We start from the raw sequence: 22202 nt of genomic DNA on the forward strand, positions 1-22202 counted from the left end.
TGGTCCATAGTGCGTACGTATCCATCAAGTCGTTGATGGATACGAGCATCCTAGGGCTGCCTCAGCGGATCAACATGCCTTGGCTGGACGCTTACCTTGATCGCACCCGTGTCGTAGGTTTGCAGCTCGAACGCGCTGGTCTTGCTCCAGCCGCTAAGCGCCGGATAGTTGATCACGTAGCGCTCGCCCACGACATAGTGAGGCTCCGCCGTCAGCAGCCAAGGACGGGAGAACTCACACCCCAGCAGCGACATGTGCAGGTCACCGCCACGGCGGACTTGATGCGGGGCCAAGCCAACCAGCCGGGCGGGCGTGGCGCCATAGAGCTGCCCGATGGCAGCGGCATGGGACGCGCCGCCCTTCACGATGGACCCACAGCCCAACAATCGCGCCGTTCCCGCCAAGCCGACAACGCGGTTCATCTCGGCCATGCGCAACGCGTAGGCGACGAGAGTTCCGACTTAGCTGAGGATCGACAGCGATGTCTTGAATCGCCACAACCCGTCCCTATAATTCCGCTCTGCTAGCACTCGGCTCGGTCGAGTGCTAACGAAATCGGGCCGAGTGATCGGCCTCCTTTTCACGGTGAGCCGCTGCCATTGCGCTGCGGCCGCTTCAGTTCCAACTCGCAAGGAGATTCCATGAAGCTGCGCCCCCTGCACGATCGCGTGATCGTTCGCCGTCTGGAGCAAGAAACGAAGACCGCCTCGGGCATCGTCATTCCCGACAACGCCGCCGAAAAGCCCGACCAGGGTGAAGTGCTGGCCGTCGGCCCGGGCAAGCGCAACGACAAGGGTGACTTCGTTGCCCTGAACGTCACCGTTGGCGACCGTGTCCTGTTCGGCAAGTACTCCGGCCAGACCGTCAAGGTCGACGGCGAGGAACTGCTGGTGATGCGCGAAGAAGACCTCTTCGCCGTCGTGCAAAAGTAATTCAGCAGTCGAAATTCGACTCTGACCCCAATTTAAGTATTCGGAGAATCACATGGCAGCAAAAGACGTAGTCTTCGGCGGCGAAGCCCGCGCCCGCATGGTTGAAGGCGTGAACATCCTGGCCAATGCGGTCAAGGTGACCCTGGGCCCCAAGGGCCGCAACGTGGTGCTGGAGCGCTCCTTCGGCGCCCCGACCGTGACCAAGGACGGCGTGTCGGTCGCCAAGGAAATTGAGCTGAAGGACAAGCTGCAGAACATGGGCGCCCAGCTCGTGAAGGAAGTGGCCTCCAAGACCAGCGACAACGCCGGTGACGGCACCACCACCGCCACCGTGCTGGCCCAAGCCATCGTGCGTGAAGGCTCCAAGTACGTGGCCGCCGGCCTGAACCCGATGGACCTGAAGCGTGGCATCGACAAGGCCGTCACGGCCCTGGTCGCCGAGCTGAAGAAGGCCTCCAAGGCCACCACCACCTCCAAGGAAATCGCCCAGGTCGGCTCGATCTCCGCCAACAGCGACGACTCCATCGGCACCATCATCGCCAACGCGATGGACAAGGTCGGCAAGGAAGGCGTCATCACCGTCGAAGACGGCAAGTCGCTGGACAACGAGCTGGACGTCGTCGAAGGCATGCAGTTCGACCGCGGCTACCTGTCGCCCTACTTCATCAACAACCCCGAGAAGCAAGCCGCGATCCTGGACAACCCGTTCGTGCTGCTGTTCGACAAGAAGATCAGCAACATCCGCGACCTGCTGCCCACGCTGGAGCAAGTGGCCAAGGCCGGCCGTCCGCTGCTGATCATTGCCGAAGAAGTCGAAGGCGAAGCCCTGGCGACGCTGGTGGTCAACACCATCCGCGGCATCCTGAAGGTCGTTGCCGTCAAAGCCCCGGGCTTTGGTGACCGTCGCAAGGCCATGCTGGAAGACATCGCCATCCTGACCGGTGGCAAGGTCATCGCCGAAGAAGTCGGCCTGACGCTCGAGAAGGTCACGCTGGCCGACCTGGGCCAGGCCAAGCGCGTCGAAGTGGGCAAGGAAAACACCACCATCATCGACGGCGCCGGCGCTGCTGCCGACATCGAAGCCCGCGTCAAGCAAGTGCGCATCCAGATCGAGGAAGCCACCAGCGACTACGACCGCGAGAAGCTGCAAGAGCGCGTGGCCAAGCTGGCCGGCGGCGTGGCCGTCATCAAGGTCGGTGCCGCCACCGAAGTCGAGATGAAGGAAAAGAAGGCCCGCGTGGAAGACGCGCTGCACGCCACCCGTGCCGCCGTTGAAGAGGGCATCGTCGCCGGTGGCGGCGTGGCGCTGCTGCGCGCCCGTCAAGCGGCTGGCGAGATCAAGGGCGACAACCCCGACCAGGACGCCGGCATCAAGCTGATCCTGAAGGCCATCGAAGCCCCGCTGCGCGAGATCGTCTTCAACGCCGGCGGCGAGCCGAGCGTGGTGGTCAACAAGGTGCTGGAAGGCAAGGGCAACTTCGGCTTCAACGCCGCCAACGACACCTACGGCGACATGATCGAAATGGGCATCCTGGACCCGACCAAGGTGACCCGCACCGCCCTGCAGAACGCCGCTTCCGTGGCCTCGCTGCTGCTGACGACCGAAGCCATGGTCGCCGAAGCGCCGAAGGACGAAGCTGCAGCGCCCGCCATGCCCGGTGGCATGGGTGGCATGGGCGGCATGGACATGTAAGTCCTCGCCTGGCGACCTGCTCGCCAGACTGATGAAGGGGCTGCGCAAGCAGCCCCTTTTTTCATGCCCGCGACGATTGCAGGCTTCGTTCAGCCATATCTCGCGTCCCGCACGACGAAGGCTGCCGCAACACACCGTGCAAAACCGTGAAAAAGGCCGCTGAAATCGATGGCAGCCCCTGCGGTTCGGGGAGCGCATGCAGGGGGGCTGATGCACCGGGGGCTTGCAGCACGAGCCGGATAATCAAATTTCGCTGTACCCGCACTTCATGCCACCCGCCCTGCACCCCTACGCCCTCCTGGACCACGCGATGACCGAAGCGGGTCCGCTGGCGCGCGAGCTCCTGAACGTGGTGCAGGACGAACTCGACGCTAAGCCCCAGCACTTCCCGCTGCGCGAGGCCTGGCGCAAGGTCCGCAATCATTTCGCGACTGACTTCGAGGGGCGCCTGATCGAGCTGCTGCAGGCGGGCCGTCGCGGCGAGGACCCGCTGCAACGCTCGGGCCGGCAGATGGGCGGGCTCGACAGCCTGAGCCTCGTCGACGAGCACCAGGCCCTGCAGGACGTGGCCATCGCCCACGTCACGCATGCGGCCGAAGAACTCAGCCGCGCCGAACTGCATCAGATCGGCAACTACTTTGCCGCGCTGCGCGGCATTGCGCGGGCCCGCGAGCGCGACAACCCCATGCGCCCGGCCCTGTTCGCCCATGCCTTGCACCACGCGCTGGCGGCAAGCCCCCTCGGCGCAGAAGCCCAATACGAGCTGATGCGCGTGGCCGCGACGCCGATGGCGCGCGCGCTCAATCGCCTCTACGTGCAAGCCTGCGCCATGCTGCATGCGGCGGACATCGGCGACATGGTGGCCTCGCATGGCCGCAGTGGCGGCGACCCGCTGGCCCACCAGCGCCTGGCCGCCGCCCGAGGCCTCGGCCAACGACCGAGCACGCCAGGCACGCTGGACGGCCTGTCGCGCCGGGTCGAGTACATCAACTCACGGCCCGCCGGCTTCATGCCGACACCGCCGAGAGATCCTGCGGCGCCGGCGCCCTTCGTGCGCACGACCGGCCCGGACATGCTCAGCCGGCTGTACGACCAGATCCTCGCCGACCCGCGCCTGCTGCCGCCGCTCAAGGGGCTGCTGGCCCGCCTGCAGATCGCCGTGGTGCGCCTGGCCCGCACCGACAGCACGCTGCTGCGCCGGCAGGACCACCCCACCTGGGCGCTGCTCAATCGCGTGGCCGCCCACGGCATGGCCTTCGAGCGCGCCGATGACCCACGGCTGGTCGAGTTCCTGCGCTTCATGGAGGGCGAGGCCCAGTTCCTCGTCGATGCGCCCACGCCCACGGCGCTGCTCTTCCAGCAGGTGCTGGCCCGGGTCAACGCCCACATCGACGAACAGGCCCGCCTCAGTGGCCAGCGCAATGCGGTCGCCATGGCGGCGCTGGAGCGCGAGCAGATGCGCCGCGACTGGCGCGAACTGGTGCGGGAGCAGATCGATCACCAGATCGCGGGCGCGCCGCTCGGGCCGCGCATGCACCGCTTCCTGCAGACCAGCTGGGTGGACGTCATCGTGGACGCCATGGTGCGCTATGGGCGCGACTCACGCGAAGCGCAGTCCGCGATGGAGGTGGTGGACGCCGTCATCGAAAGCCTCATCACCCCGCGCGACATGGCCGACCGCGAGACCCTTCGCATGCGCCTGCCGGTGCTCATCGAACGCCTGGTGACGGGCTGCGACAGCATCCAGCTGCCCGAAGCCAAACGCGAGCCGCCCCTGTCCGAACTGATGGCCCAGCACGGCCGGCTGCTGCGCGGTCTGCCGGCGCTTGATCCGGGCGAACGCCGCCCGCAGGCGCCCAAGCCGAGCAACACCGCATCGGCACCGTTGTCGGCCGACGAGATCGTGCGTCGACTGATGGAGGAGCGCGATTCGCAGGTGCCCTCGCACTGGCTCAGCGCCGACGTCGACCGGGGCGAGCTGCCGACCGTGCCGGTGCAGCTGTACAACGAGCACGATTCGCCCGACGCCCGCGCCGCGCTGCAGCGCTGGATCGACAGTATCGAGCTCGGCCGCTGGTTCCACCTGTTCATCCAGGGCGACTGGCATACCGCTCAGCTCGCCTGGATCGGCGAAGGTCGCCAGTTCATGCTCTTCGTCGGCCGAGAGGCGGATGAACGCCTGCCGCTGACCCGCCGTGCGCTGGAGGCGCTGCTGGCCAACGGACTGATCACGGCGCTGGAAGAAGACAGTGTCGTGCAGCGTGCGGTCGACACGCTGATGAACGACCTGGACGAAGGCGGGTGAACGGACCTCCCCCTACCGGCTGCGCCGTGCCAAAGCCAGAGGCTTTGTCCTTCGGCAGGCACAAAGAGTCCTCAGGACTCTTTGTGTCCGGCCTCAGTCCCCTCAAGGGGGCGCCCTCGGCTGCCCGGCAAAGCCGGATCAGCGAGGGCTGCTGGGGTTGCCGCGGGCTGTGCCGCGGCGTGCGCTCAGACGGGTTCGTCTGAATGCTCGGGTACCGGCTTGGGCGCGTGAGCCCAGGCGTGCAGGACCTGCGCGACGTCGCCGACTCCGCTTTTCTTGAGCGCGGAGAAGAGCGTCACGGCCACGTCGGAGTGTTCGGTGGTCATGCCGGCGAGGAAGTCGGTGGTGGCGTGCAGCGCCGCGTCGGCTTCCTTGCGGTTGAGCTTGTCGGCCTTGGTCAGCAGCACCAGCAGCTTGATCTCGCCGGTGGCGACACGGGCGGCGACGAATTGCAGTAACTGCTTGTCGAGGTCGGTCAGGCCCAGGCGCGAATCGACCATCAGCACGACACCCGACAGGCTGCGCCGCACCTCGAGGTAGTCGGCCATCACCTTCTGCCAGCGCAGCTTGGCGGCCTTGGCCACGGCCGCGTAGCCGTAGCCGGGCAAGTCGGCGAAGAGCGCGTCCGGCGCATCCTTGGGCCCGAGCTCGAAAAGGTTGATGTGCTGCGTACGCCCCGGCGTCTTGGACGCGAAGGCGAGGCGCTTCTGCTGGGCCAGGGTGTTGATGGCGGTGGACTTGCCGGCGTTGGATCGGCCCACGAAGGCGATCTCGGGCAGCTCGGTCGGGGGCAGGTGGATGAGCTGGCTGGCGGTGGTCAGGAAGCGCGCGGTATGCGTCCAGGCCAGGGCGAGCTTTTCGGTGATGGGCTCGAAAGCCACGGCATCAGGGATTGTGTCGGTCATGGAAAGCTCGGGCGCTGTGATTCAGCATTGTAAAATTCTCGGGTTGCGCCCTTTGAGACCCTAAAACTCCATGAAGACTGTCGCTTCTTTCCTGTCGAGTCTCCTCCTGGCCACTGCGGCACATGCCAACGAGCCTGCCGCTGCCCCGGCCAAACCCGATCTCGGCAAGGGCGGCACGATCGCTTCCCAGGTCTGCGCCGCCTGCCACACGGCAGACGGTTCGCGCGGCAGCCCCGCCAACCCCATCCTGCAAGGCCAGCACGCCGAATATCTGGTCAAGCAATTGACCGAGTTCAAGGCCGGCAAGCGCAAGAACGCCATCATGAACGGCATGGCCGCGCCGCTTTCGGAAGAAGACATGCGCAACGTCGCCGCCTTCTACGCCTCCAAGACGGCCAAGCCGGGCTTTGCCAAGAACAAGGACACCGTCGCGCTGGGCGAGAAGATCTGGCGCGGCGGCATCGCCGAGCGCGCCGTCCCGGCCTGCGCTGGCTGCCACGGCCCCACCGGTGCCGGCATCCCGTCCCAGTACCCGCGCCTGTCGGGTCAGCATGGCGACTACGTCGAGGCCCAGATGAATGCCTTCCGCAGCGGTGCCCGCGCGAATGCGCCGATGATGATGACCATCGCCGCCAAGATGAACGACAAGGAAATCAAGGCCGTCTCCGACTACGTCGCGGGCCTGCGTTGATCCATCGCAAGCAGCCTTGCTGAACGAAGGCCGGTGTTACCCACCGGCCTTTTTTCTTGGGCAACACTCCAAGACCGATGACCTCGCCCGCCACCTCCCGCCCCTCCGTCGCCCGCGAACTGCTGGACCTGCTGTCGTCCATGCGCTTCGCGATCACGCTGCTCAGCGTGATCTGCATCGCCTCCGTCATCGGCACGGTGCTGCGCCAGAGCGAGCCCATGGGCAACTACATCAACCAGTTCGGGCCGTTCTGGGCCGAGGTGTTCGGTGCGTTCAACCTCTACACGGTCTATAGCGCACCGTGGTTCCTGGTGATCCTCGCCTTCCTGGTGGTGTCCACCAGCCTGTGCATCGCCCGCAACACGCCCAAGATCATTGCGGACCTGAAGAACTACAAGGAAGGCGTGCGTGAGCAGTCGCTGCAGGCCCACCACCACAAGGCGATCGCCGAGCTGCCCAGCAACCCGCCAATGGCCCTGGCAGAGATCGGGTCGGCGCTGACACAGCTCGGCTGGAAGGCGCGCGTCCAGCAGCGCGAGCACGGCACCATGATCGCGGCGCGGCAGGGTGCGGCCAACAAGCTGGGCTACATCGCAGCGCACTCCGCCATCGTGCTGATCCTGATCGGCGGCGTGCTGGACGGCAACGCCATGGTCAAGCTGGCCATGTGGCTGCAGGGCAAGGCGCTCTACACCGGCTCGGGCTTCGTGTCGGAAATCAAGCCCGAGCACCGGCTATCCACCGCCAACCCGAGCTTCCGCGGCAACGTGTCGGTGGCCGAGAACCAACGCCAAGGCATCGCCGTGCTGAGCCTGCCCAGTGGCGTGGTGCTGCAGGACCTGCCCTTCGACATCGAGCTCAAGAAGTTCAACGTCGAGTACTACCCCACCGGCATGCCCAAGAGCTTTGCCAGCGACATCGTCATCCACGATGGCGGGCAGACGCGCGAAGCGACGGTCAAGGTCAACGAGCCGGTCATCCACCAGGGGTTGGCGATCTACCAAAGCAGCTTCGAGGACGGCGGCAGCAAGCTCAAGCTGCTGGCCCAGCCGCTGGCCAGTGCTGGCACGCCGCTGCCGATCGAGGGCCGGGTCGGCACGCGCCTGGCCTTTGGTGACCAGATGCTGGAGCTCGATGGCCTGCGGGTCATCAACGTCGAGAACCTCGCGGGTGACGCGAGCAACCCCAGCGGCGCTGATGTGCGCAAGGTTGACCTGGGCGAGCGCCTGGGCCAGCACCTGGGCAGCGGCGCGAAGGGCAACACCACCAAGTCGCTGCACAACGTCGGCCCGAGCTTCAGCTACAAGCTGCGCGACGCGGCTGGCCAGGCGCGCGAGTTCAACAACTACATGCTGCCGGTGGAGCTCGACGGTCAGAAGGTCTTCCTGGCCGGCGTGCGCGAGAGCCCGGCCGACGCCTTCCGCTACCTGCGCATGCCGGCCGACGAGAACGGCGAGCTGGCCGGCTGGCTGCGCCTGCGCCAGGCACTGGGTGACGCCAGCCTGCGCGACACCGCGGCTCAACGCTATGCGACAGCTGCCACACCGCCCACCCAGCCGCAACTCGCGCCCCAGCTCAAGCTGACCGCGCAGCGCGCCCTGACCCTGTTCTCGGGCGCAGCCGCCAAACCGGGTGACGAAGTGAAGGGCGGGCTGCCGGCGCTGTCACAGTTCGTCGAGCGCGACGTGCCGGAGTCCGACCGCCAGCGCGTATCCGAGGTGCTGCTGCGCATCCTCAACGGCAGCCTGTTCGAGCTGAACCAACTGGCGCGCGAGCAGGCCGGCCTGAAGCCGGCGGCCACCGATGCCGCCACGCAAGCCTTCATGACGCAGGCCGTGATGTCGCTGTCCGACAGCCTGTACTACCCCTCGCCAATGCTGCTGCAACTGCAGGACTTCGAGCAGGTGCAAGCCAGCGTCTTCCAGGTGGCCCGCGCGCCGGGGCAGAAGCTGGTTTACCTGGGCGCCCTCTTGCTCATCATTGGCGTCTTCGCCATGCTCTACGTGAAGGAGCGGCGCCTGTGGATCTGGATCGCCCCCAGCGCCGACCCCGCCAGCTCGCAGGTCCGCATGGCCATGTCCAGCACCCGAGAGTCGCCCGACAATGCCACGCTGTTCGCCCAGCTCAAGGCCGCGCTGCTGAAGGACCCCACATGAACACCACCACCTTCGATCTGCCCCGCCGGCATGCCTTGCAGCGCCGCGACACCCTGGACTGGGTCTTCGCGGCCCTGGTGCTGCTGGGTGGCGCTTATGCCTTCAGCCGCTACCACGCGAGCATGGACGTCTATGAGAAGGGCATCCTGCTGTGCGCCATGCCCTCGCTGATCGCACTGGGCTGGTTCTGGAAACCGCTGCGGCTGCTGTGCGTGGCCGCAGGCGGCGCCACGTTGCTCGCCATCGGGCTGTACGCCCAGCAGACCGACAGCTTTGGCGCAGACCTCGCCGCTGGCGAGAAGGTGTTCTGGCTGAAGTACATGCTCTCCAGCCAAAGTGCCATTCTCTGGATGAGCCTGCTCTTCTACATGAGCACCCTGTTCTATTGGGGCGGCATCTTCACTGGCGCAGGCCGCAACAGCGTGGCCGAGGTGGTGGGCTCCAAGCTCGCCTGGGGCGGCGTGCTGATGGCCCTGATCGGCACCCTGGTGCGCTGGTACGAGAGCCACCAGATCGCCCCCGACATCGGCCACATCCCGGTCAGCAACCTGTATGAAGTGTTCGTGCTGTTCTGCTGGATGACCACCCTCTTCCACCTGTACTACGAAGCCCGCTTCGCCACCCGCTCGCTGGGCGCCTACGTGATGCTCGTGGTGAGTGCGGCGGTGAGCTTCCTGCTCTGGTACACCGTCGCGCGGGATGCCCAGGAGATCCAGCCGCTCGTGCCGGCGCTGCAGAGCTGGTGGATGAAGATCCACGTGCCGGCCAATTTCGTGGGCTACGGCTGCTTCGCGCTGGCCGCCATGGTGGCCCTGGCCTATCTGCTGAAGACGGCCCAGACCCGCTCGCTGTGGGTCGGCCTGGTCGCCATGCCGGTGGGCGTGATCGCGTTGATCCTGGCGGTGCGTTTTGGCGCCTCGCTGGATGCCGCCACGGTCACGGGCATGGACGCCTGGGCCCGGAAGATCGCCGGCGTCGCGGTCTTCCTGGCCATCGCGGTGGCGCTGCGCAGCCGGCTCACGGCACGCTTGCCGGATGTCGTGCAGCTCGACGACCTCATGTACAAGGCCATCGCGCTGGGCTTTGCGTTCTTCACTATCGCCACCATCCTGGGTGCCTTCTGGGCCGCCGAGGCCTGGGGTGGCTACTGGAGCTGGGACCCCAAGGAAACCTGGGCCCTCATCGTGTGGCTGAACTATGCGGCCTGGCTCCACATGCGGCTGATGAAGGGGCTGCGCGGCGCGGTGTCGGCCTGGTGGGCGCTGGTCGGCCTGCTGGTTACGACCTTCGCCTTCCTGGGCGTGAACATGTTCCTGTCAGGCCTGCACAGCTACGGCACGCTCTGATCACCGGGCGGCCCGGCGAGCGGCCTTGACGCGGTACATCGCCGCGTCGGATTCGCGCAGCGCCTGATCGGCATCCAGCGCCTGCGGGTCCAGCGCCACCACGCCGACGCTCGCGCCGCCGTAGCTGATGCAGCGCTCTCCCACCGCATACTGGCCGACCGTGGCGGCTGCCAGGCGCTCCTGCCACTGCAGCGCGGCCGCGGCGCCGTCGGTTTCAGCCTGGGGGCCAAGCCCGACCACGACGAACTCGTCGCCCCCGGCACGCGCCAGCACATCGCCCCCGCGCAACGCCGTGCGCAGGGCGAGCGCCACGCCGCGCAGCAGCGCATCGCCTGCCTCGTGGCCGTATTCGTCGTTGATGGCCTTGAAGCCGTCCAGATCGAGCGTGCCCACCAGCAGCCAGTGGCTGGCGCGCCGCGCCATCGCCCGCAGTCGTTCCAGCTCCTGCACCAGCGCGCGGCGGTTCAAGAGGCCGGTCAAGGGGTCGGTCAACGCTTGGGTGAGGAGCTCGGCGTTGGCCTGCTGCAGCTGAGTGACCAGCTGCTCACGCGCGATCTGCTGCTCGATGAGCCCGGCGAACAGGCGCAACACCTGACTCGCCTCCGGGCTCACCGGCCGGCGTTCGGTGCTCGCCCCACACAGCGTGCCGTACAGCTCCCCTGCCTCGGTGTGCACGGGTGTGCTGATGTAGGTCTGCAAGCCCAGCTCGCGGGCCGCGCGGTTGTCGGGGAAGTGCGTGGGCACGTCTTCCGAGTAGAGCCGGCCGTCCTCGATCGCGCGCTTGCACAGCGCCTCATCCCAGCGGCCACGCGAGCCCTCAGGAATCTGCAACTGGCGCGAGTTGTTCGCGAACACCACCTGCTGCATGCCGGTGCTGAAGTCCACCGTCGTCAGGTAAGTCGACTCCAGGCCGGTGACGGTCTGCAGCATCTGCAGCAGCGGCCGGGTCAGCTCCTCCAGGGACCGGGCCCGGGTGACGGAGTCGGAGATTTGCTCAATGACGGCGTCCATGGCGTGCGGCAAGCGGCGACGCCCCGACTGTAGGCAGACCCGCCGCGCTCACGCAACTCACGTCACCGGCAGGGCCGTTTCGTACTTCACCTCGCGCAACACCACATTGCTGCGCACGCTGCTCACGCCGGGCAGCTTGAAGATGTGCTGCTGCAGGAAGGCGTCGTAGGCCTTCATGTCGGCGGCCACGACCTTGATGACGTAGTCGGCCTCGCCGGTGATGGCGTGGCATTCGATGATCTCGCGCTGGGTGGCCACCAGGCGCTCGAACTGCTCCACCGCGCCCTCGCTGTGCCGCACCAGGCTCACGTTGGCCAGCACGCAGATCGACAGGCCCAGCTTCTCGCGGTCCAGTAGCGCTACGTGGCCACGGATCAGGCCGCGTTCTTCCATCTCCTTGACCCGGCGCCACACGGGCGTGGCCGACAGGCCCACCTTCTCCGCGAGCGCCTGGGTCGACAGCCGCGCATCGGCCTGCAGGGCTTCGAGAATCTCGCGGCTTGCACGATCGAGTTCGTTTGTTTGCATGATTGCCTCGTTTCGAGAGGAATCATCTCACTACATACCCCATGAATCGGCATTGAGGCAAGTTTCTCCGCACGGACGGGGGAAGAATCTCTCGCCTTCACACGGCCCGGGAGCCCCGCCATGACCGACACCTCCGCCCTGCGCGACTACCGCCTCAGCGACAACCTCGCCGCGGAGGGCGGCGCGGTCTTCCTGACCGGCACCCAGGCACTGGTGCGGCTGCTGCTGGCGCAGAAACGCCTGGACGAACGCGCCGGGCTCAACACCGCCGGCTTCGTGTCGGGCTATCGCGGCTCGCCGCTGGGCATGGTCGACCAGCAGCTGTGGAAGGCCAAGAAGTTCCTGGATGCGGCCCACATCGAGTTCCTGCCCGCCATCAACGAGGATTTGGCCGCCACGGCCTGCCTGGGCGTGCAGCGCGTCGCGCTGGACCCGCAGCGCACCGTCGATGGCGTGTTCGCCATGTGGTACGGCAAGGGCCCGGGTGTGGATCGCTCCGGTGACGCACTCAAGCACGGCAATGTGTATGGCACCAGCACCCAGGGCGGCGTGCTCGTGGTGTGCGGCGACGACCACGGCTGCGTGTCCAGCAGCACGCCCCATCAGAGCGACCAAGCGCTGCAGGCCTGGAGCATGCCGCTGGTGCATCCGGCCAATGTGGCGGAGTACCTGGAGTTCGGCCTGTACGGCTGGGCGCTGTCGCGCTTCAGCGGCGCCTGGGTCGGCTTCAAGGCGATCTCGGAGGTGGTCGAGAGCGGCATGACGGTGGACCTGGACGCCGTGCCGCTCGACTTCGAGCATGCGGTCGACTACACCGCGCCGACGAACCTGCACATCCGCGCGGTCGACCTGCCGTCGCTGGACCTCGAATCGCGCCTGGCCCACAAGCTCGACGCGGTGCGCGCCTTCGCCAAGGTCAACAGCATCGACAAGCACATCGTCACCAGCCCCGCCGCCACGCTCGGCATCGTGACCGTGGGCAAGGCGCACTACGACTTCATGGAAGTGCTGCGCCGGCTGGACCTGGACCCCAACGCCCTCGCCGCCGCCGGCGTGCGCGTCTACAAGGTGGGCCTCGTCTTCCCGCTGGAGCCCACGCGGATCGTCGAGTTCTGCAGCAACCTGACCGACGTGCTCGTCATCGAGGAAAAGGGCCCGGTGGTGGAGCGCCAGATCAAGGAGCTGCTCTACCACCTGCCCGAGTTCCAGCGCCCGCGCGTGGTGGGCAAGACCGACGAGCACGGCGCGCCGGTGTTGAGCGCGCTGGGTGAACTGCGCCCGAGCCGCATCATGAACACGGTGGCCGACTGGCTCGCGCGCCTGAACCCCGCACTGGACCGCCGCCATCTGGTCGTCGACTTCCTGACACCCTGCCTGCTGAGCAACGCGGCCGACGGCGTGCGCCGCCAGCCCTACTTCTGCTCAGGCTGCCCGCACAACACCTCCACCAAGCTGCCCGAGGGCTCGCGGGCCCTCGCCGGCATCGGCTGCCATTTCATGGCGAGCTGGATGGAACGGGGCACCTCCGGCCTCATCCAGATGGGCGCCGAGGGCGTGGACTGGGCGGCGCACTCGCGGTTCACGAAAGAGAAGCACGTCTTCCAGAACCTGGGCGACGGCACCTACTACCACTCCGGCTATCTGGCCATCCGCCAGGCCATCGCTGCCCAGGCCAACATCACCTACAAGATCCTCTACAACGACGCGGTCGCGATGACCGGCGGCCAGCCGGTGGACGGCACCACCAGCGTGCCGCAGATCGCCCGCCAGGTGGAGGCCGAGGGCGTGAAGCGGCTGGTGGTGGTGTCCGATGACATCGGCAAGTACGACGGCCACCACGGCCTCTTCCCCGCCGGCACCACCTTCCACGACCGAGCCGAGATGGACGCGGTGCAGCGCGAACTGCGCGAGATCGAAGGCGTCACCGTGCTGATCTACGACCAGACCTGCGCCGCCGAAAAGCGCCGTCGCCGCAAGAAGGGCGAGTTCGCAGATCCCCCGAAGCGCATCTTCATCAACGAGGCCGTGTGCGAAGGCTGCGGCGACTGCGGCGTGGCCAGCAACTGCCTGAGCGTGGTGCCGGTCGAGACCGACTGGGGCCGCAAGCGCGCCATCGAGCAGAGCAGCTGCAACAAGGACTTCTCCTGCATCAACGGCTTCTGTCCGAGCTTCGTGTCGGTGCACGAGCCGGTGCTCAAGAAGAAGGCAGGCGCCCGCTACACCGCGCAGGACCTGGCCCGTAAACTCGCGGCCGTCCCGGCGCCGACGCCGTGGAACTGGACGGGTCCGTTCGACATGCTGGTGACCGGCGTCGGCGGCACGGGCGTCGTCACGGTCGGCGCATTGGTCAGCATGGCCGCGCACCTCGAAGGCAAGCAGGCCTCGGTGCTCGACTTCATGGGTTTCGCGCAGAAGGGCGGCGCGGTGCTCTCCTTCGTGCGCGTGGCGCCGACGCTGGACCTGCTCAACCAGGTGCGCATCGACACCCAGCAGGCCGACGTGCTGCTGGCCTGCGACATGGTGGTCGGCGCCTCGCCCGATGCGCTGGGCACGGTCAAGGCTGGCCGCACGGTCATCCTCGCCAACACGCACGAACTGCCCACCGCCGGCTTCGTGCGCAACCCGGACGCCTCGCTGCAGGCCGACTCGCTGCTAGCCAAGATGAAGTTCGCGGTGGGTGAGCACGGCGCGCTGGAGACGGTCGATGCGCAGGACATTGCCCAGCGCTTGATGGGTGACACACTGCCGAGCAACATCATCATGCTGGGTGCCTGCTGGCAGCGTGGCCTGGTGCCCGTGAGTGAGGCCGCGCTGATGCGCGCCATCGAGCTCAACGGCGTGGCGGTGGAGGCCAACAAGACGGCCTTCGCCCTGGGCCGGCTCGCGATGGCCGCGCCGGACGCCCTGCAGCGCCTGGCGGGCGACGTCAACGTGGTGAAGTTCTTCAACTACGACCAGCTGGACGGACCGGACGGCCTGATCGAGCGGCGTGCCCAGTTCCTCACCGCCTACCAGGACGCCGCCTATGCCGAGCGCTACCGCGCGCTGGTCGCCCGCGTGCGCACCGCCGAGGCGGCGCTCGGCAAGGGCCAGCGCCTGACACAGGCCGTGGCCCGCTACTACGCCAAGCTGCTGGCCATCAAGGACGAATACGAAGTGGCACGGCTGTACACCGATGGCCGGTTCGAGCAGGCCATGAAGGACCAGTTCGAGAACTGGCAGTCGCTGTCCTTCCACCTGGCCCCGCCGCTGCTGTCGCGGCCCGGCCCGGACGGCCGCGCCAAGAAGATCGAGATGGGCTCATGGACCTTTACCGCCTTCAAGTGGCTGGCCAAGCTCAAGGGCCTGCGCGGCACGGCCCTGGACCTCTTCGGCAAGACCGACGAGCGCCGCATGGAGCGCCAGCTGATCCGCGACTACGAGCAACTGGTCGACGAGCTCCTGGCCGCACTGAATGCCGACAACCTCGCCACGGCGGTGGAGCTGGCCCGCATGCCGGAAAAGATCCGCGGCTACGGTCACGTCAAGCATGCCAACGTGATGGCCGTGCGCCGGCAGTGGCAGCAGTTGCTGGACCGCTTTCACGGCCGCGCGGCAGAACCCGCGGCGCAACCCGTGGCCATGCCGGTGCGCGTGAAGGGTGTGGCCGAGCTCTGAGTCCCAGGCTCTCGCCTCAGACCGGCTCCGCCCAGCCCAGGGCCTGCATGTCCGCCTCGCGGTGGACACGGTCCCCCAGCAGGATGAAGTCGTCCAGCTGAGGTGGCTTGACCGCGGTACCGGCCAGCATGGCGTGGGCCTGGCCGCGGTGATGGGTCTGGTGCATGAAGAGATGGGCCAGCACCCGCGCCAACGGCTCGCGCGGGCCGGACTCGATGCCCGCGCCCCGGTCGAAGGCGACGATGCGCTCGTCGTCGGCCGGCGTGAGCGCAGCGCACAAAGCGATCAGCTGCTCGTCACTGCGGTCTTGCCGCTCGGCCAACTCGCGCGCCGTTGAGGCCGGCACATAGGCAGCCCAGATGTGGCGCATCTGCGTATCGCCCTGCAAGGCGGCGATGTAGTAGTGGTCCACGTTGAGCAGATGGTTCAGCGTCTGCGCCAGGCTCGGGAAGAAGCTGGTGCGCGGTGCGTGGAAATCAGCGTCAGAGAGCTGGGCCACCGCCGCCAGCAGGCGACGGTTGGCCAGGCGGTTGGCGCGTGCCTGGATGAGGTGGAGATTCATGTGCCGATTGTGCGCAAAGCCGCGGCTTGCGGGGCAGACAGCGGCCGTGCTTCAATGGGCGCGCAGGCCCCCTAACTCCACGCCGAAAGAGACAAGCTTGCAGCAGGGTGACGGCAACGCCGGTCGAGACACGAATGGCAGCATGGCCTGGGTCGCTGCCTCCGTGGTGCTGTCTGTTGGGCTCGCGCTGACGGCGGGCGCGGCCGTGTGGCAGCAGCGCGGCGCCCTGGCTGAGGCCCGCAGCCAGCAGCAACGCCAGGCCGAGCGCTTGCAGGACGATGTGACGACACGGCTGACGCTGCCGGTCTATGGCCTCAAGGGCGCGCGCGGCGCGATGGCGGCGCTGGACCACCGCTTTGACGGCCCGGCCTTTGACGCCTACGTGGCCGCACGCGACTTGGGCCGCGAGTTCCCGGGCGTCCGCGGCTTTGGCTTCATCGAGCGTGTCGCGCGCACGGACTTGCCGGCTTTTGAGGCCGCACACCAGCGCCAGGGCCGACCCGAATTCCGGGTGCATGGCAGTGGCAGCGACGATCCCCTGTACGTCGTGACGCAAGTGACGCCGTTCTCCCGCAACCTCGCTGCCTGGGGCATCGACACCGGCGCGCACCCGGTCCGGCGGCAGGCGATCGAGCAGGCCGTCGACACCGGCGACGCCGTCCTGTCGGCGCCAGTCCAGCTGATCCAGGATCCTTTGAAGGGCCCTGGGCTGCTGCTGTTCGTGCCGGCCTACCGCGAAGGACTGGACCCAGGAACGCCTGCCGCCCGCCGGCAAGCCCTGATGGGCGTGTTCTATGCGCCCCTGGTCGTGAACGACATGCTGCGGAACCTGGCCGGGCCGGCCGCACCGCTGCTGGACTTCAAGCTCTGCGCGCGCATGCCCGACGGCAGCCAGCACGCGTTGATGGCCGTGCAGTCAGGCCGGATGCTGCCGCTCGACGAGGCCGCCAGCTTCAGCCTTGCCGAGGCCGCCACCTTCGACGAACGCCGCTTCAGCGTCGCCGGTCGGGAGTTCCTGCTGGTGACGGCCCTGACCCCGGAGGCCGCGCGGCGGTTGCTGGGCTTGTCGGGCATGGCGCTGGAGATCGGCGGGGCGCTGTTGAGCTTTCTGCTGGCGCTGACGGTCTACCTGCTGGCCGCTGGCCGCAGCCGTGCCGAGCGCCTGGCGCGCGACATGACCGCTGACCTCAGCCGCCTGGCCATGGTGGCCAGCCACACCACCAATGCCGTCTTCATCACGGACACGGATCGGCGCATCACCTGGGTCAACCCTGGCTTCTCGCGCATCACCGGCTACACCGCCGAGGAGGCGATGGGCCGACGCCCGAGCGAGCTGCTGCATTCCGAGCGCACGAATGCCGACACGGTGCATGGCATGCGCGAGGCCATGGCGGTGGGCCTGGGCTGCAAGAGCGAGTTGCTCAACCGCCGCAAGGACGGCGAGGACTACTGGGTGGATGTGGAAGTCCAGCCCCTGATCGACACGCGCGGGTTGCTGACCGGGTTCATGGTCATCGAGTCGGACATCACCGCCCGCAAGGCCCTGCAGGCCCAGGCCGAAGAAGCGCGCGAGAGCCTGCAGGATCTCTACGACAACGCGCCTTGCGCCTACTACTCGCTGGACGCCGAAGGGCGCTTCTTGCAGATCAATGCGGTGGGCCTGGCCTGGTTCGGTTGCAGTGCCGCGGAGGCCATCGGTCGCCTGAAGTCCACGGCGTTCCTGTCACAGGAAGGCCAGGCCGTCTTCGCCGAGGCCTTCCCGCGCTTCAAGCAACAGGGCCATATCGCCGGGCTGGAGTTCGATGTGGTCAGCCGCCAGGGCGTGCGCCGCCGGGTGAGCCTGTCGGCCACCGCGGTGTACGGCGCTGACGGCGAATTTCTGCGCAGCCGCTCGGTCATGTTTGACATCAGCGAGACGCACCGCATCCGCCAGCAACTGCATCAGCTCACGCTCGACCAGGAGGCCATGCTGCAGAGCGATCTCGTCGGCATCCTGAAGCTGCACGACCGCCGCATCGTCTGGCGAAACCCCGCCGTCGAGCGCATGTTCGGCCACGCGGAGGGCGAGCTGCTCGGGGCGCCGGTGAGGGTGCTGTATGCCGACGACACCAGCTACGCCACGCTCGGCGCGCTGGCCTACCCGCAGCTCAAGGCGGGCGGCCGCTTTCGCACCCAACTGCAGATGCGCCGCAAGGACGGTGCGTTGATCTGGGTGGACCTGTCCGGGGTGGAACTTCCGGGCGCAGCCGGTGGCCGTGACGCCGAGTCGCTGTGGATGATGGTGGACATCACCCAGAGCAAGGCCCACGAGGCGCGCATGGAGCGCGCCGCGCTGCACGACGCCCTGACCGGCCTGCCCAACCGCCTGCTGCTGGCCGATCGCCTGCGCCAGGCAATTGCCGCCGCCGAGCGCAACGGGCTGGTGTTCTCGCTCGCCTACCTCGACCTGAATGGCTTCAAGCAGGTCAATGACAGCCAAGGCCATGACGCGGGCGACGAGGTGCTCAAGGCGGTGGCTGCGCGGCTGCAGGCCGGGCTGCGGGCCAGCGACACCGTGGCGCGGCTCGGGGGCGACGAGTTCGTGGTGCTGTTGAACCCGCAGCAGCCCGCGCCGGACGCCGACCTGGTGCTGAACCGGCTGCTCGACGCCTTGGGCGAGCCCATCGTGCTGAGCAACGGCACCACGGTGGGTGTGGGCAGCAGCCTGGGTCTGGCGCATTTCCCCGCGGATGGCCGCACGCCGGATGCGCTGATGCGCCGCGCCGATGAGGCCATGTTCGCCAACAAGCGTGCTGCCCGCGGCCTGAGAAACCGGGCCTGAAGACCCCGGCGGCTTTACACAGTCGCCCAGGGTGAGTACTAGTTCCCTCGTCACGGATTTCATTGACGTCGCACCCGCGCAAGGCCGGGCATCATGCCGCCCCATGCAGACACGTCGCCGCTTCCACCAACTTGCGCTGGCAGGGCTTGCCTTGCCGGCTTCCATGACCGCTCGCGCGCAGGATCGCGGCATCGTGCTGGGACAGTCCGTGCCACTGACGGGACCGGCCGCGCAACTGGGCCTGCAGATGCAACTCGGCGCCAAGGCCTACTTCGATGCGGTCAATGCGGCCGGCGGCGTCGGCGGCGTGCCCATCGTGCTTCGCACGCTGGACGACGGCTACGACCCGGCCCGCTGCAAGGCCAACACCGAGAAGTTCATCCGCGACGAGGTCTTCGCACTGTTCGGTTATGTGGGCACGCCCACCTCGGTGGCGGCGCTGCCGCTGGCCACCGCCGCGCGCCTGCCCTTCATCGCGCCCTTCACCGGTGCGGAATCGCTGCGCGACCCGTTCAACAAGCTGGTCTTCCACATCCGGGCGTCGTACTACGACGAAACGGAGCTGATCGTGAAGCAGCTCACGCAGCTGGACCTGAAGAAGATCGCCGTCTTCCACCAGAACGACGCCTACGGCCAGGCCGGCCTCAAGGGCGTGCAGCGTGCGCTGGAAAAGCGCGGCCTGCAGCCGTTGGGCGTGGCAACGGTCGAGCGCAACAGCGTCGACGTGGCGGCAGCCGTGAAGACGCTGGTGCCGCTGGGCGCGGAAGCCATCGTGCAGATTGGCGCCTACAAGGGCTGCGCGGCCTTCATCCGCGAGGCCCGCAAGGCCGGGTATGGCGGCCAGTTCTATAACGTCTCCTTCGTGGGCACGCAGGCCCTGGCTGACGAACTGGGCAAGGACGCGGCCGGCGTGGTCATCTCCCAGGTCATGCCCTCGCCTTTCGGCACCGCCGCCGGCTTGGTCAACGATTACCAGCAGGCGCTGCAGCGCGTGGACCCGAAGGCCGAGCCCAACTACACGAGCATCGAGGGTTACCTCGCCGCGCGCGTGGTGGTGGACGCCCTGCGCCGCACCGGCGGCAAGCCCTCGCGCGACGCCTTCATCGCCGCGATGGAAGGCCTGTCGGGCTACGACGCTCGCGGCTACCGGCTCAACTTCTCGCCCACCAAGCATGTGGGCTCCAGCTTCGTCGAGCTGTCCATGCTGACGGGCGACGGCAAGGTCAGACGCTGACGCCGACGGCGCGCCCGGCGTCGACTGCCCCTCAGGCCCGCCCCTGCCCTGCGCAGGTGGCGGGCCTGATGCATTGGGCAGGGTCGAACGCAGCGCGCCTGTTTGCAAATGCAAATCATTCTTATTCGCAAGGTAAACTACGCGGCAATCCCTGAACACCGTGCCGCTCATGCTGTTGACTGCCCTGGAAGCCTGCCGGCTTCCCGCCCTTGCCTCGCCTCGCTCGGCTCTTCGCCACCGCCCGACCGCGCTCGCCCTGGCTTGCGCGCTGCTCGCCCCGTCTGTCCACGCCCAGGCGAGTGCCGACGCGCCCGCCCCGCAGCAGCTCGAAGCCGTGCTCGTCACGGCCACCCGCGGCAGCAAGGCGCTGGACCGCATCCCGGGCGCGGTCGGCGTGATCTCGCGCGCCGACATCGAGACCCAGACGCTGGTCAGCGAAGACCCCAGCGCCCTGCTGGCCCAGCAGGTGCCCGGCTACGCGCCGTCGCGACAGAAGCTGAGCAACTTCGGCGAAGGCCTGCGCGGCCGCAACGCGCTGCTGCTGCTTGACGGCATCCCGCAGACCAACCCGCTGCGTTTCGGTGGGCGCGAGGGCTACTTCGCCGACCCGATGATCGTGGAGCGCATCGAGGTGGTCAGCGGCGCCTCGGCTGCCCAGGGCATGGGCGCGACCGGCGGCATCATCAACACCATCACCCGCCGCCCGACGAAAGCCGGCACGCAGCAGTCGGTCGAGGTCAAGCTCGGCACGCAGTTCACAGGCGACAGCAGCAGCTGGAAGACCGGCTACCTGCTCCAGCACCGCAGCGAGGGCAGCGCCAGCAGCCAGCCCTGGGATGTGATCTTCTACGCCGGCACGCTGAGCCAGGACAGCGGCGTGGACGGCGCAGGACGGCCGCTGGCGACCGAATCGCTGCACCGCTCGGCCGACCTCTTCCTGAAGGCCGGCACCGAGTTCGGCGCCCAGCGGCTGCAGGTCATGCTCAACGGCTTCCATGCCGACGGCTTTGATGACCGGATCGACGTGCCCGGCAACCGCGCCACCCGACTTCCGACCACGTCCACCGACGGCCGCCCAGCCTGGGACGCACCGCGCAACCGCGTGCGTTCGGCCAGCCTGGAGTGGACGCATGACGACCTGGCCGGCGGCCGGGCCAGCGTGCAGCTCTTCAAGCAGGACTTCAAGGCACGCTACAGCGGCGGCCTGATCAGCACCTTCCAGGACGCCAGCCTCGCACCGTTGGGCACGCTGGTCGACCAGAGCGAGGTGGTGGCTGACAAATGGGGCCTGCGCAGCAGCTGGGTGCGCCCCGACCTCGGCCTGCGCGGCCTGGAGCTGACAGCCGGCCTGGACCTGCTGGACGACACCTCCTCCCAGCGCCTGACACAGACCGGCCGCACCTGGGTGCCGCCGCTGCACTACCGCAGCCTCGCGCCCTTCGCCCAGCTGGAGTACGAAGCCGGCCCGCTGACGGTACGCGGCGGCCTGCGCGACGAACACACGCGGCTGCAAGTCGACACCTACCGCACCCTCGCCTTCTACGGCAACACCCAGGTCACTGGCGGGGAGCGACGCGCCAACCAGCTGGTGAAGAGCCTGGGGGGTATCTGGCGCTTCGGGCGCAGCGGCTGGTCGGCGTTCGCGTCTTACAACGAAGGCTTCGGCCCGCCGGATGCTGGCCTCATCCTGCGCGCGGTGCGCACGGCCAACCAGTCGGTCAGCCAGCTCGTGGACCTGCAGCCCATCGTCGTGAAGAACCACGAGATCGGCGCCAACTGGCGCGGCGGCAGCACGACACTGTCGATGTCGGTCTACCGCTCGCGCTCGGAACTGGGCAGTCAGATCGTGGTCTCCAACGGCATCGGCACCGTGCAGCGTGTGCCCATCGAGGTCGAGGGCGTCGAGCTGACCGCTGAGCATCGCTTCAATGCGGCCTTCAAGCTCAACGGCACCTATGCCCGCACGCTGGGCCGCACCGCCAGCGCCGCCGGTCAGCCCCTGGACCTGATGCTGGGCGCCCGCTCGCAGGGGCCCGACAAGCTGCTGCTGGGCGCGCAGTGGGCACCGAGCGGCGCCTGGAGCACCCAGCTCAACTTGTCGCACTACCGGCCGCGCCAGGCCAACCTGGGCCGGACGTCCGGCACCACCTCGCTGGCCGAGCGCTTCTCGGGCTACACCGTGCTCGACCTGGCCAGCCGCTGGCAGACCGACTGGGGCCAATGGGGCCTGGGCATCGAGAACCTGCTGGACCGCCGCTACTTCACCTACTACGGCGAGGCCAACTACTCTGGCACGAATGACGACTTCTACGCCGGCCGCGGCCGCACCTGGACGCTGAGCTGGCGGCGCGACTTCTGACC

The 22202-nt window shown here is 67.8% G+C and carries 15 protein-coding genes; 10 read left to right on the top strand and 5 right to left on the bottom strand.

Annotated features, from left to right (window positions below; all coding sequences use genetic code 11):
* Window positions 1-50: 50 nt before the first annotated feature.
* Complete coding sequence (locus CDO81_RS23065) at window positions 51-431, bottom strand: hypothetical protein (RefSeq protein WP_144397373.1); 381 nt, start codon at window positions 429-431, stop codon at window positions 51-53.
* Between the two features lie 210 nt (window positions 432-641).
* On the opposite strand from CDO81_RS23065, the gene groES reads away from it, so the two are divergent.
* From groES to CDO81_RS23080, 3 genes are all read left to right on the top strand, one after another.
* Entirely contained in the window at window positions 642-932 is a 291-nt protein-coding gene (groES, locus tag CDO81_RS23070) for a co-chaperone GroES (protein WP_088485609.1), read from the top strand.
* A gap of 52 nt (window positions 933-984) precedes the next feature.
* A complete protein-coding gene (gene groL / locus CDO81_RS23075) occupies window positions 985-2625 on the top strand; it encodes a chaperonin GroEL (RefSeq protein ID WP_088485610.1) in 1641 nt (546 codons plus the stop codon).
* 268 nt (window positions 2626-2893) lie between these two features.
* On the top strand, window positions 2894-4930 hold the full coding sequence (locus tag CDO81_RS23080; protein WP_088485611.1) for a DUF1631 family protein: 2037 nt from the start codon (window positions 2894-2896) through the stop codon (window positions 4928-4930).
* A gap of 185 nt (window positions 4931-5115) precedes the next feature.
* Here CDO81_RS23080 and yihA read toward each other — a convergent pair whose 3' ends face one another.
* Window positions 5116-5835 carry a ribosome biogenesis GTP-binding protein YihA/YsxC gene (gene yihA, locus CDO81_RS23085; protein ID WP_088485612.1) on the bottom strand — a complete coding sequence of 240 codons (720 nt, stop codon included), beginning with the start codon at window positions 5833-5835 and terminating at the stop codon, window positions 5116-5118.
* A 70-nt stretch (window positions 5836-5905) separates the two neighbouring features.
* Here yihA and CDO81_RS23090 point away from each other — a divergent pair, with 70 nt between their 5' ends.
* The 3 genes from CDO81_RS23090 to ccsB all read left to right on the top strand — a co-directional run bounded on the left by CDO81_RS23090 (window position 5906) and on the right by ccsB (window position 10028).
* Window positions 5906-6526, top strand: coding sequence for a c-type cytochrome (locus CDO81_RS23090; RefSeq protein ID WP_088485613.1), 621 nt, complete (start codon window positions 5906-5908; stop codon window positions 6524-6526).
* 77 nt (window positions 6527-6603) lie between these two features.
* Window positions 6604-8682: a cytochrome c biogenesis protein ResB gene (locus tag CDO81_RS23095; protein WP_241517112.1), complete on the top strand. Its 2079-nt coding sequence runs from the start codon at window positions 6604-6606 to the stop codon at window positions 8680-8682.
* Window positions 8679-10028, top strand: coding sequence for a c-type cytochrome biogenesis protein CcsB (gene ccsB / locus CDO81_RS23100; RefSeq protein WP_088485614.1), 1350 nt, complete (start codon window positions 8679-8681; stop codon window positions 10026-10028). The genes CDO81_RS23095 and ccsB overlap by 4 nt, the downstream gene beginning before the upstream one ends.
* Here ccsB and CDO81_RS23105 read toward each other — a convergent pair whose 3' ends face one another.
* Both CDO81_RS23105 and CDO81_RS23110 read right to left on the bottom strand, forming a co-directional pair.
* Window positions 10029-11039, bottom strand: a complete 1011-nt coding sequence (locus tag CDO81_RS23105; protein WP_088485615.1) for a sensor domain-containing diguanylate cyclase — start codon at window positions 11037-11039, stop codon at window positions 10029-10031.
* A gap of 57 nt (window positions 11040-11096) precedes the next feature.
* Entirely contained in the window at window positions 11097-11567 is a 471-nt protein-coding gene (locus CDO81_RS23110; protein ID WP_088485616.1) for an Lrp/AsnC family transcriptional regulator, read from the bottom strand.
* A 120-nt stretch (window positions 11568-11687) separates the two neighbouring features.
* Between CDO81_RS23110 and CDO81_RS23115 the strand changes: the two genes are divergently transcribed.
* Window positions 11688-15224, top strand: a complete 3537-nt coding sequence (locus CDO81_RS23115) for an indolepyruvate ferredoxin oxidoreductase family protein (protein ID WP_088485617.1) — start codon at window positions 11688-11690, stop codon at window positions 15222-15224.
* Between the two features lie 16 nt (window positions 15225-15240).
* On the opposite strand, the gene CDO81_RS23120 is transcribed toward CDO81_RS23115, so the two are convergent.
* Window positions 15241-15786 (bottom strand): DinB family protein, encoded by a 546-nt coding sequence (locus CDO81_RS23120; RefSeq protein WP_088485618.1) that lies wholly within the window; start codon window positions 15784-15786, stop codon window positions 15241-15243.
* A 142-nt stretch (window positions 15787-15928) separates the two neighbouring features.
* Between CDO81_RS23120 and CDO81_RS23125 the strand changes: the two genes are divergently transcribed.
* The 3 genes from CDO81_RS23125 to CDO81_RS23135 all read left to right on the top strand — a co-directional run bounded on the left by CDO81_RS23125 (window position 15929) and on the right by CDO81_RS23135 (window position 22200).
* A complete protein-coding gene (locus tag CDO81_RS23125) occupies window positions 15929-18607 on the top strand; it encodes a sensor domain-containing diguanylate cyclase (protein WP_158218396.1) in 2679 nt (892 codons plus the stop codon).
* A 103-nt stretch (window positions 18608-18710) separates the two neighbouring features.
* The gene (locus tag CDO81_RS23130; RefSeq protein WP_088485620.1) at window positions 18711-19841 is read left to right on the top strand and encodes an ABC transporter substrate-binding protein; all 1131 of its coding nucleotides are present in this window, start codon (window positions 18711-18713) and stop codon (window positions 19839-19841) included.
* Between the two features lie 169 nt (window positions 19842-20010).
* Entirely contained in the window at window positions 20011-22200 is a 2190-nt protein-coding gene (locus tag CDO81_RS23135) for a TonB-dependent receptor (RefSeq protein WP_088485621.1), read from the top strand.
* The last annotated feature ends 2 nt before the right edge of the window (window positions 22201-22202 follow it).

Source organism: Roseateles puraquae, from assembly GCF_002205845.1.
Classification (GTDB): domain Bacteria; phylum Pseudomonadota; class Gammaproteobacteria; order Burkholderiales; family Burkholderiaceae_C; genus Pelomonas; species Pelomonas puraquae.